The organism is Shewanella sp. K8 (genome assembly GCF_028823715.1).
Classification (GTDB): Bacteria; Pseudomonadota; Gammaproteobacteria; order Enterobacterales; family Shewanellaceae; genus Shewanella; species Shewanella algae.
Map to the genome: position 1 here is coordinate 11,834 of NZ_JAPEHY010000015.1, position 11,945 is coordinate 23,778.

At 50.6% G+C, this 11,945-nt stretch carries 10 protein-coding genes; 9 read left to right on the top strand and 1 reads right to left on the bottom strand.

Annotation, left to right across the window (positions count from 1 at the left end; translation table 11 throughout):
- Positions 1-53: 53 nt before the first annotated feature.
- Positions 54-2,588 (bottom strand): penicillin-binding protein 1A, encoded by a 2,535-nt coding sequence (locus tag ON072_RS09840; RefSeq protein WP_028780991.1) that lies wholly within the window; start codon positions 2,586-2,588, stop codon positions 54-56.
- A gap of 182 nt (positions 2,589-2,770) precedes the next feature.
- Here ON072_RS09840 and ON072_RS09845 point away from each other — a divergent pair, with 182 nt between their 5' ends.
- The 9 genes from ON072_RS09845 (at position 2,771) to ON072_RS09885 (ending at position 11,936) form a co-directional block, all read left to right on the top strand.
- Entirely contained in the window at positions 2,771-3,850 is a 1,080-nt protein-coding gene (locus tag ON072_RS09845; RefSeq protein ID WP_025011592.1) for a pilus assembly protein PilM, read from the top strand.
- On the top strand, positions 3,838-4,425 hold the full coding sequence (locus ON072_RS09850) for a PilN domain-containing protein (protein WP_261752968.1): 588 nt from the start codon (positions 3,838-3,840) through the stop codon (positions 4,423-4,425). The genes ON072_RS09845 and ON072_RS09850 overlap by 13 nt, the downstream gene beginning before the upstream one ends.
- The gene (locus ON072_RS09855; RefSeq protein ID WP_025889304.1) at positions 4,422-5,042 is read left to right on the top strand and encodes a type 4a pilus biogenesis protein PilO; all 621 of its coding nucleotides are present in this window, start codon (positions 4,422-4,424) and stop codon (positions 5,040-5,042) included. The genes ON072_RS09850 and ON072_RS09855 overlap by 4 nt, the downstream gene beginning before the upstream one ends.
- A complete protein-coding gene (locus ON072_RS09860; protein ID WP_044733480.1) occupies positions 5,039-5,557 on the top strand; it encodes a pilus assembly protein PilP in 519 nt (172 codons plus the stop codon). The genes ON072_RS09855 and ON072_RS09860 overlap by 4 nt, the downstream gene beginning before the upstream one ends.
- 21 nt (positions 5,558-5,578) lie before the next feature.
- Positions 5,579-7,633: a type IV pilus secretin PilQ family protein gene (gene pilQ, locus ON072_RS09865; protein WP_145839896.1), complete on the top strand. Its 2,055-nt coding sequence runs from the start codon at positions 5,579-5,581 to the stop codon at positions 7,631-7,633.
- Between the two features lie 331 nt (positions 7,634-7,964).
- Entirely contained in the window at positions 7,965-8,480 is a 516-nt protein-coding gene (gene aroK, locus ON072_RS09870) for a shikimate kinase AroK (RefSeq protein WP_025011596.1), read from the top strand.
- An 8-nt stretch (positions 8,481-8,488) separates the two neighbouring features.
- Positions 8,489-9,565 (top strand): 3-dehydroquinate synthase, encoded by a 1,077-nt coding sequence (aroB, locus tag ON072_RS09875; protein WP_025011597.1) that lies wholly within the window; start codon positions 8,489-8,491, stop codon positions 9,563-9,565.
- 16 nt (positions 9,566-9,581) lie between these two features.
- Positions 9,582-11,048, top strand: a complete 1,467-nt coding sequence (locus ON072_RS09880) for an AAA family ATPase (protein WP_261752969.1) — start codon at positions 9,582-9,584, stop codon at positions 11,046-11,048.
- Between the two features lie 48 nt (positions 11,049-11,096).
- Entirely contained in the window at positions 11,097-11,936 is an 840-nt protein-coding gene (locus tag ON072_RS09885) for a Dam family site-specific DNA-(adenine-N6)-methyltransferase (protein ID WP_071237680.1), read from the top strand.
- Positions 11,937-11,945 lie beyond the last annotated feature (9 nt).

Here is an 11,945-nt window from a genome sequence, read left to right on the forward strand (position 1 = left end):
ACGCGCCAATCGGCGCGTTTTTTAATGTTTAACAGACGGTGTTACACAGACAGTTACTGGAACAGCTCTTCCGGCGGTGTTTCGATAAAGATGTCGCTGTCATCTTCGGCGCCGGTGGCGTATTCCTTGGGTTCGGTACCCTGAATAAAGTACTCGAAGTCGCTGGTGTAGTCTGTCTTACGGGACAGCTTGCCGCTGTCTAAATCAATACGCACCGAAACGATTCCAGCCGGTGGAATGCTGGGTTCTTCCGGCGTTCCTTCCAGGGCATCGCGCATAAACTCGTTCCAGCCTGGGCCCGCGGTCTTGGCACCGGATTCGGCCCCTGAAATCTGATCTTTGGCGCCGCTGGCATTCCAGGCGGTACGTCCCAGCTCACGGCCATGGTCATCGAAGCCGACCCAGACAGTGGTGGCAAGCTTAGGATTGTAGCCACTGAACCAGGTGTCCCGCGATTCGTTGGTTGTTCCCGTTTTACCGGCTATGTCATGGCGTTTGACCACTCTGGCGGCGCGCCAGGCGGTACCGTTCCAGCCAGTGCCCTTGCTCCAGTTACCGCCACCCCAGATAACACTCTTGAGGGCATCGGTGATCAGGAATGCGGTCTGCTCGCTGATCACTTGCTTGGCGTGACGGGCACTTGGGCTGTCACAGCTGAAAGGATCTTCCTGAACCTGGGGCTGCAGCGGCTCTTGCATAGTCAAATCGGTTATCGCGTTATCCGCCATATCCTCTTCAGGCTTAAGCGGCGCATCACAAGCCAGAGCCGGATGAGCTTGTTCAAGGATTTCGCCCTGGGCATTCTGGATCCGTTTAATGAAGTAAGGCTCAACCAGGTAGCCCCCGTTGGCAAAGGCAGAGAAGGCAGTGACCACCTGCAAAGGTGTGGCAGATGGTGATCCCAGCGCCAGAGACTCGTTGCGGTTGAGCTCTTTGGCATCGAAACCAAACTGCACCAGCTTGTCGATGGCGGCATCCAGCCCAACATAACGCAGGGTTCTCACCGACATCACGTTGATAGACTGGGCCAGTCCCAGACGTAGCCTGGTGGGGCCGCCGTATACGTCGGGTGAGTTTTTGGGGCGCCATGCCGTACCTTGGCTGAGGTCGGGCTTGTTGATCGGCGCATTGTTGATCAGTGTCGCCAGGGTATAGCCTTTCTCCAGCGCCGTAGCATATAAGAAAGGCTTTATGTTGGAGCCCAGCTGACGTTTGGCCTGAGTTACCCGGTTGTACTGGCTCTGACTGAAGCTGTAACCACCGACCAGAGCCTGAATTGCACCATCTTTGGGATCTATCGAGACTATGGCGCTGGCAACCTGAGGCACCTGAGCCAACTGCCAGATATCGCCGTTGTTACGCACCCAAATCTGCTCGCCCACTTTCAGAAACTGTTCGGCTTTCTTCGGTGGTGCGCTTTGGCGTTTGTCATTGATAAACTTGCGGGCCCATTTGAGGCCATCCCAAGGCAGAGTGAGTTTTTCTCCCGAGGCGAGCAGCACCTGTGCTTGCTGTTCCTCTACTTGCAATACGGCGGCTGGCCTGAGCTCCTGAATGGGCATAGTTTTCTTCAGGGTGGCAATCAACTCGCTCTCATCAGGCTGCTTGTCTGTCCATAGAACCGCTTCTGGGCCTCGATAGCCATGGCGTTCATCATAGGCGTAGACATTGTTGCGCAGTGCCTTCTGGGCTTTTAACTGCAGTGATGAGTCTATGCTGGTGTAAACATCGTAACCACCGGTATAGGCTTCCTCTTCACCATATTTCTGCACCATATAATCTCTGGCCATCTCTGAAATGTAAGGGGCATAGAGATCGATTTCGGCGCCATGGTATTTGGCGGTAATAGGTTGAGCACTGGCTTCGTTATATTCACTCTGGGTGATATAGCCGACCTCCAGCATACGGTTAAGCACCAGGTTACGACGGGTCAAAGCTCGGCTGGGGGAGGTGATAGGGTTGAGTGTTGAAGGGGCTTTTGGCAAACCTGCGATAACTGCCATTTCAGCAAGCGTCAAGTCTTTGACTTCCTTGCCGTAATAAACTTGAGCCGCGGCGCCAACCCCGTAAGCACGCTGTCCAAGATAGATACGGTTGACATAGAGCTCCAGAATTTCATCTTTGGTTAGCAGCTGCTCTATGTGGATAGAGATAAATATCTCTTTGACTTTACGAATAATTGTCTTGTCTCGAGTCAGGAAGAAGTTCCTGGCCACTTGCATGGTAATGGTACTGGCACCCTGCTTTTTCTCGCCGGTGGCCAGCATAACCAATGCGGCGCGCACCACACCTATGGGGTCGATACCTTTATGCTCATAAAAGCGTGAATCTTCGGTTGCCAGGAAGGCCTGCAATAGTGGTTTGGGCACATCGGCCAACTCCAGCGGGATCCTGCGTTTTTCACCGAATTGCGAGATCAGTTTGCCGTCACTGGAGTACACCCTCAGTGGCGTTTGCAGTTGAACTGTCTTGAGTGTAGCGACATCCGGGAGTTCGGGCAGGACGTAGAAGTAGGCTCCAACGATAGCTGCAACCCCAAGAAGGGCCAGACTGAATAGAGCTATGAGTATACGTTTTAACCACTTCACGAGATTATTCCAAAACTTGCTGCGGGCACAATAGTATATAAGGCGTTTTGTGCAGGGTGAAGCAAAAAGGCAGCGTCAAAAAATTAGCCGTTGTAATGTGCTCAAACATTTTATACAAAGGGGCGTAACAATTTGAAAATGTGCTAATCTAAAACCTAACAATAACAAAGTGACAAAGGACTATGCTTTCGAATCTATGGAAGCGTCAGGCTCCGCAAATGGTGGGTATTGACATCGGTTCTCACGAGGTCAAAGCGATCCTGCTGGGCAAGACAGGCGATGGTTATAAAATCCAGGCTTATGCCGCTGCTCCTGTAAAAAAAGGAGCCATCAATGATCATGATATTCGCGATCCTGAAGCCGTTATTGAAGCAATGAGACAGCTGAAGAGGCAATTGCCCAAATCAACTAAATTTGCTTCTGTCGCTGTATCCGGATCAGCCGTAATGACTAAAGTCATCTACATGGACGCCTCCTTGAGTGAGGTTGAAATGGAGGCGCAGATTGAGATTGAAGCGGATAACCTCATTCCCTATTCACTTGATGAAGTCAGCATTGATTTTGAAACGCTGAGTGTCAACAAGACAGACCCCAGCAAGGTTGATGTCTTGCTTAGTGCTTGCCGTACCGAAAATATTGATGCCAGAATCGATGCGCTGGACAGTGTCGACCTTGAGCCTAAAGTTGTTGATGTAGAAGGCTATGCTCTGGGACGTGCCCATGAATTGATCCTGGGGCAGCTTCCGGATGGCGCAGCAGATCAGGTTGTCGCTTTGGTTGATATCGGTGCCAATATGACCACCTTCGCCGTGGTGGAAAAAGGGGAAACAGCCTTTATCCGCGAGCAAGCATTTGGTGGTGAACTCTTCACTCAATCTATATTGTCTTTTTACGGTATGTCCTATGAGCAGGCGGAAAAGGCCAAGATAGAAGGTGATCTACCTCGCAATTATATGTTTGAGGTGTTATCGCCATTTCAAACGCAATTATTGCAACAGATAAAACGTACGCTGCAAATATATTGCACTTCCAGTGGTAAGGATAAAGTCGATCATTTGGTGCTTTGTGGCGGCACTTCCAAATTAGAAGGCATGGCTAATCTTCTAACCAATGAATTAGGTGTTCACACTATAATTGCCGACCCCTTTCAGGGAAGTTTACATGCGGACGATTCAGTAAAAAATGCCCTGCAACCCCATATCAGTAAATACATGGTGGCCTGCGGCCTGGCACTGAGGAGTTATGCTCAATGGCGAACATAAACTTATTGCCATGGCGTGAAGAAGCCAGGGAAAAACAGAAGCGGGATTATATAGGTATTCTGGCTGCTGTTTTTATTGGCGCCGCGTTATTGGTTTATTTGGCACTGAACATTATCGACTTGATGACAGAGGATCAGCGTCAGCGAAATGCTTATCTCCAGTCAGAAATCAGTTTGCTTGACAAGCAGATAGCTGAAATCACCAAGATAAAACAGCGTAAAAAGGATATTGAACGTCGCACCGAGATTATTCTTAACCTGCAACAGGCGCGTAATTTGCCAACCCACGTATTGGATGAGCTGGTACGGGTTATTCCGCCAGGTATCTATCTTTCCAGCATAGAAAAAAAAGGCAGCCTTATCTGGATCGAAGGACGCAGTGAGTCCAATAACAATGTCGCCAACATGATGCGAAAAATTAAAGCATCAGAATGGCTTCAGGATCCGAGTATGCAGTCGATAGTCTCTCAACAGGAAGAACTCAGAGAGCTGCAACGCTTCAGTCTCAAAGTCAGTATCAAGGGAGCAAACCGGCTTGAAGGGACGGCACAGATGGCGAAAGGAGCGGGCAAATGAGTTTCGATTTGAGCCAGTTCAATGATCTGGACATGGAGAATATCGGCGGCTGGCCGACTCAGGTCAAGGCCGTATTTGCAGGCTTGCTGGCGATTCTGGTGTTCGTCGGTGGCTATTATCTGTTTGTTTCAGACGCCATAGATATTTACCAGTCTGAACAGGTGAAAGAGCAACAACTGCGTGATGATTTCAAGCAAAAGTATCTGTTGGCCGCTAACCTGAAATTATATCGGGAGCAATTGGTACAGATGGAGGCACAATTTGCCGAACTGTTGAAGATGCTGCCATCAGAGAATGAAATGCCGGGTTTGCTCGATGACTTGACCTATGTCGCCACAGATGCGGGTCTGAAGATCCAGAGTCTGGATTGGGATGCAGAGATCCAACGGGATTTCTATATTGAGTTTCCGATACGCATGGCAGTGACCGGTGACTATCACCAATTGGGGCACATGGTCGGCGGAGTGGCCAAGCTGCCAAGGATCGTCAGCCTGCATGACTTTGTGGTTAAGCGCGATCCATCCGGCACCTTGGCAATGGAAATTCTGGCCAAGACCTACAGATTTAAAGAAGGAACGGAATTACCGCCGGAGAAGGCTAAGGGGAAAGGTAAATGAAACGACTCATCCCCCTGATCGCGGCGGCGTTAATGCTTGGCGGCTGTATCGGTGACAGAACAGATCTTGAAGCCTTTGTCACCAGCACCAAGGCTCAGCATGTTGCCAGGATCCCGCCGTTGAAAGAGCCGCCTCAGTTTGAGCATTTTGATTATCAGGCAGATATGTTGCGTAGTCCCTTTGTGCCGCCCTCCCGGGAACTGACGGAAGAGGTGATAGATACCACCAAGGATTGCCTGCAGCCGGATCTCAAGCGTCGCAAGAGCCGTCTCGAAACCTATGCGCTGGACAACCTCAAGATGCGCGGCACCCTGAGCGAAGACAACGTGGTTTGGGCCTTGGTGGAAACAACCGATGGCAATGTCTATCGGATGGGAGTGGGCGAGTATTTGGGACTCTATCACGGCCGCATCGCCAAAGTATCAGCACAGAATATCGACATCATTGAATTAGTACCGGACGGTTCCGGCTGTTGGACAGAGCGCAACAGCAGCCTGGAATTGACCGGAGAATAACAAGCGAAGGATGAGGGAATAATGGAATCTTCTGCCGCGAATATCACCCCGAAGAATGCAGCCAAATGGATGCAGTTTATCCTGGGCAGCCTGCTCGTCCTGGGGCTCAGTCCCTACGCTGGTGCTGCCAACAAGCTGGTGGATGTAAAGTACCACGCCATTGTGGATCATCAACTGGAGCTGGAGTTGGTGTTTGACAAGCCGATATCTGAGCCGGAAATCAATTTGAGTGCCGATCCAGCCAGTATCCAATTGGACTTCAGCGACAGTATTTCGGCGCTGGAGAAAGCACGAATCCCTATTAATACTGCCGGTGTCGAGCAGCTGTCCAGCATGCAGGACGGCGATAATTTACGACTGGTTCTGGCACTGAAAAAAGTGAAACCTTATCAGGGTAAGGCGGTAGACAACGTTTATCGTTTGACTGTCAATGATGAGGTCATGGATCCCCAGAGCAAGGCCAGCAGTCCTTTCGTCAATAGCATAAAGAATATTGATTTCCGCCGCTTGGGTGATAATGGCGGAGAATTACTGGTTGAGCTGCGTAATTCATCGGTTGCCGCCAATGTGGAGCAAGTTGGCTCTAGGCTGGAGCTGAAGTTGTATAACACAGATATTCCATCTGACATGTTATATGTCATGGATGTGCAGGACTTTGCCACTCCGGTGAAGAGCTTTGAGACCTTCAAAGAAGATCTGACTACCCGGGTGCTAATCGATATCAAAGGTGACTACGAATATAACTACAAGCAAGATGGCAATATGTTCACCTTGGCGATGAACAAGGTCGAGCGTGAAGTTCAACTGGAAGAAGAGAAGAAATACTCAGGTAAGACTCTGTCACTTAACTTCCAGAATATTTCCGTCAGGACCGTGCTGCAGATTATCGCCGATTACAATGATTTCAATCTGGTGACCAGTGATACTGTCGACGGCAGCATCACCCTGAGACTGGACGATGTCCCTTGGGATCAGGCGTTGGATCTTATCCTGCAAACCAAGGGGCTGGATAAGCGAATCGAGGGTAATATCCTGATGGTGGCGCCGGCGGAAGAGCTGGCCATACGTGAGGAAAATCAGCTCAAGAACAAGAAAAAGGTTTCAGAAGAGTTGGCACCGCTTTACTCAGAGTATCTGCAGGTGAATTACGCCAAGGCTAATGATATTGCCAACCTGCTGAAGGGAGAAGGCTCCAGCCTGTTATCCAAGCGTGGCACTGTTGCTGTGGATGAAAGAACCAATACTCTGTTGGTTAAAGACACGGCCGATATCCTGGAAAATGTGCATAAGCTGATTGAAGTATTGGACGTACCTATTCGTCAGGTGCTGATTGAAAGCCGAATGGTCACGGTCAAAGATGATGTTTCGGAAGACCTGGGTATCCGTTGGGGAATTACAGATCAGCAGGGCAATAAGGGCACATCGGGTAGCCTGGAAGGTGCTCAGGACATAGCCAACGGCACCATTCCATCAATTGGCGATCGTCTCAATGTGAATCTGCCGGCAGCACCAAGCAATGCTACCAGCATAGCTTTCCATGTGGCCAAATTGGCTGACGGTACCGTCTTGGACCTGGAATTGAGTGCGCTGGAGCAGGAAAACAAGGGTGAAATCATTGCCAGTCCGAGGATTACCACTTCGAATCAGAAAGCCGCTTATATTGAGCAGGGTGTCGAGATCCCTTACGTGGAATCGGCTTCCAGTGGGGCGGCAACTGTACAGTTCAAGAAAGCGGTACTGTCGCTGCGGGTAACACCTCAGATCACCCCGGACAACCGCGTGATACTGGATCTGGAAATTACTCAGGACTCGCAGGGTAAGGTAGTACAAACTCCGTTGGGAGAGGCTGTCTCCATCGATACCCAGCGCATAGGTACTCAAGTGCTGGTGGATAATGGTGAAACCATAGTCTTGGGTGGTATCTATCAACAGAACCTGATCAGCCGGGTCAGCAAGGTTCCTGTATTGGGGGATATCCCCTTGGTCGGCTTCCTGTTCCGCAATACTTCGGACAAGAATGAGCGCCAGGAGTTACTGATCTTCGTAACGCCCAAGATAGTGACCGAAGAAATCTAGGGAAGGTGTGAATGGGTCATCGTGGCGTTCTCTTTTGTAGAGCGTGGCTTGCACAGCAATTGGCATTCAAGGCATCTGATTGAAGGCATGCCGGGGTCAGCCTAAGTTTTTTCCAAACCTGTAAAACCTCAATCAAAGCCAGTGCCAGTCGCTGGCTTTGATGTTTGGGCCCGGGGAAATTTGGCTTTAATAGTCGGCATTACTTGCCTTGAATGTCCTTAAGCTGAGATAATCCCCGGTCAAGTCTCATTAGAGCAAGGTAACAAATCCCGTCGATTTGATAGTAAGTCGACATTCGGCAAACTTTTCATAAGATTCAGACGTACAAGAAATGGCTGAAAAACGTAATATTTTTCTGGTAGGCCCTATGGGCGCAGGCAAAAGCACCATAGGTCGTCATCTGGCACAAATGCTGCATTTGGAATTCCACGATTCAGATCAAGAGATTGAAAATCGCACTGGCGCTGACATTGCCTGGGTATTTGACGTTGAAGGCGAAGAAGGTTTCCGTCGCCGCGAGGCTCAGGTGATTTCCGATCTGACCGAGAAACAAGGCATAGTTCTGGCCACAGGTGGTGGCTCAGTTCAAAGCAAAGATATCCGCAACTTCCTCTCTGCCCGCGGTATCGTGGTGTATCTGGAAACCACTATCGACAAGCAAGTGGCCCGTACCCAGCGCGACAAGCGTCGCCCCTTGCTGCAGGTAGATAATCCTCGTGAAGTGTTGGAAGCACTGGCAGACGTGCGTAATCCTCTCTATGAGGAAATCGCCGATGTTATCGTCAAGACAGACGAGCAAAGCGCCAAAGTTGTGGCCAATCAAATCATTGAACAATTAGGCTTCTAGGACGCAAGATGCAACAGATCCGGGTTGATTTAGGTGAACGCAGTTATCCTATCTTCATTGGCCAGGGTCTGTTGGCCCAGAGCGATTGCCTGACGGCGAGTGTCTCGGGTAAAAAAGTCCTCATTGTCTCCAATGACACAGTAGCTCCCCTGTATCTGCAGTCTTTGCAGCGCCTTCTGCTGCCTGCGGCTCAGGTTTTTGCTCATATTCTGCCCGATGGTGAGCAGTACAAGACACTGGCACAACTCGAAAGCGTATTTACGGCTCTGCTTGAGCACAACTGCGGTCGTGATGTGGTGCTGGTGGCTCTCGGTGGCGGTGTCATTGGTGACATGGTCGGCTTCGCTGCGGCCTGTTATCAGCGGGGCGTGGACTTTATCCAGATCCCCACTACGCTCCTGTCTCAGGTCGATTCCTCTGTGGGCGGCAAAACAGCGGTCAATCATCCGCTGGGCAAGAACATGATAGGCGCTTTTTATCAGCCACAACTTGTGCTGATAGATACCCTGTGCCTGAAGACTCTGCCGGCGCGTGAATTTGCCGCCGGCATGGCTGAGGTGATCAAATACGGCATCATTTGGGATGCTGACTTTTTCCTGTGGCTCGAAAACAATGTTGAGTCACTCAAATCGCAGCAGCCAGAGGCACTGGCTTATGCCATACGTCGCTGCTGTGAGATAAAAGCCGAAGTGGTTGCCGAAGATGAGACAGAGCAGGGGGTTCGCGCTCTGTTGAATCTGGGGCATACCTTCGGACATGCTATCGAAGCCGAAATGGGCTATGGCAATTGGCTTCACGGTGAAGCGGTTGCCGCTGGCACGGTCCTTGCTGCACAAACTGCAAAAGCCATGGAACTGATTGACGAGTCAATTCTCCGTCGCATCACTGAGCTGCTACAGGTATTCGATTTACCGGTAACTGCACCAGAGTCCATGGATTTTGAAAGCTTTATCAAACACATGCGGCGTGACAAAAAAGTTTTGGCTGGGCAAATTCGCCTGGTTTTGCCCACAGACATGGGTCAGGCCGGTATTTTTGCTCAAGTGCCGGAATCCCTACTCGAACAGGTGATCTGCCGCACTTGATCCTTGATGGGTAACAATGGTGGCAACCGAAGAACTTCTCCTACCCTCGCAAGAGGCACTGTTACAAAGACTGCAGCATCTGGCCTGTTATGGTCAGCAGCTGGTTTTGTTGCAGGGGCAGGCTGGAGCAGGTAAGACACGACTGTTGACCGCCTTGGCCAATGTGCTCGATGAGCATAATCTGGCGTTGGTCAGTTGCCCTCAACATGCCGATGCTGCAGAAATAAGGCGCAAGTTGCTGATCCAGTTGCTGCCCGATCCCCTGTTTGACGACGAGCAGCCTCTGGCCGATACCCTGCTGCGTTATCTGGGTGAGATGCGCAAGCCTATCCACATTCTGATCGACGATGCTGACAATATGCCCTTGGCGCTTTGGGCTGAGTGTTTATTGCTGACTCAGCTGCAGGCCAGAGGAGAACCTATCACGTTGACCTGTTCTGTCTCTCCGGAGTTTGCCGAGCAGCTACAGCTTCAACTGCCCAAAGCACAGAAACAGCAGGTGTTGCCGGTTAAGCTTGAGCCGCTTTCTCTCGTCGAGCGTGAGGGCCTGTATCAGACACTGTTGACCCGCAGCGCAGTGCACACTTTCACGCCACGGGCCATAGTGGTCAAGCAGTTGGAGAGGCAACAAGGCACACCGGCCGAGGTATTGGCATTGCTGGAGCTGGCATTGAATGGTGAGCCGCCGAGGCCAAGGGTATTCCCTTGGAAGACCATACTGATATCGAGCCTTGCCGTGCTTATCTCTCTGGCGCTGCTCTCCTGGTATCTGCTGCGCTCGACCGAGCCTCTGCCTGAATTGCCCCAGTCAACCCTGGTGCTGGAGCATAGTACAAGTCCCTTAAGCCAATTTGCCGAACGTTGGCTCGATATTGACCGAGATCAGGAGGCGCTCTCAACTACGCCCGTTTACGTTCGCCTGGAACAAGTACAAAGCCAGGTAACAGAGCCGCAGGCGGTCTTGGAGCAAAAAAATGCTCAGCATGCAGAGACTCAAGTGGTTACAGCGCGATCCTCAGAGTCAGAATCTGAGCTACTGAGTGACGCCAAGGCAATACTGGATGTGCAAACCGCTCCTGTTACTACGCCGGTTACCCAAAAGCCGCAGGTCAAAGAGGCCGCTAAGGCTTCTCAAGATACCAAGTCGCAAGAAGTTCAGGATAAATCTGAGCTAGAACAAGAGCCCAGGGCCGGAGTGCTACCGACACAGGGTTATACTTTGCAGTTGGTGAGTCTGAAACGTGAATCGTCACTGACGGCGTTTATGGCCAAGCTGAAAAAAGTGGAAAATGTCAGGGTAGCCAAGCACAAGGATTGGTGGGTGGTATTGGTAGGGGAATATGCCAGTAAGCAAGAGGCCATCGAAGCCGGCAAAGTGTTGCAGCAGACTTTGGGCCTGTCTCAACCCTTGGTCAAGTCATGGCAATCACTGCAGCACTATCGCTTACAAGCTGGCCTAAGTAACAGTGAAATTTCATCTTAAACGGAGTACAATCCTCACTTTCGTTTTTCCGGGCACCAATCAATTTTAATGAAGAAAAAACAAAGAGCCTTTCTTAAGTGGGCCGGTGGTAAATTTAAACTGGTTGATGCCCTGACTCAGCACTTGCCCAAGGGTGAGCGCTTGGTTGAGCCCTTTGTCGGTGCTGGTTCTGTGTTTCTCAACACAGATTATCCGAGCTATCTGTTGTGCGATATCAATCGCGATCTGATCGACCTTTACTCTATCATTCAGACTCGTCCGGAAGCATACATAGGGGCGGCGGCGGAACTGTTTGTACCGCGGATGAACGATAAAGAGCAATACTATCTGGTCAGAGAAAAATTCAATCGCAGTCGTGACCCCTTCGAGCGGGCAGTCTATTTTCTTTATCTCAACCGCCACGGCTTTAATGGTCTGTGTCGTTATAACCGTAAAGGCTCATTCAATGTGCCCTTTGGTTCCTACAAGAAGCCGTATTTCCCTGAGAAAGAGATCCGCGGTTTTGCTGCCAAGGCACAAAATGCCGAGTTTCGCTGCATTGGCTACGAGCAGGCGTTTGCCCTGGCTAAAAGCGGTGACGTGATTTATTGCGATCCGCCATACGCACCTTTATCGACCACCGCCAGTTTTACCACTTATGTCGGTGCCGGTTTCTCTTTGGATGACCAGGCACTGCTGGCCAGGCATTCCCGTCATACCGCCATTGAGCGTGGCATTCCTGTGCTTATCAGCAACCATGATATTCCGTTGACCCGCGAGCTCTATCACGGCTCGAGAATGGAAGCGATACAGGTTCAACGTAACATCAGCCAGAAAGGCAGCACCAGAACCAAGGTGAATGAGTTGATGGCTCTGTACGACGAAACCTATCACAACGAGAACGACTGAAAGTCATCT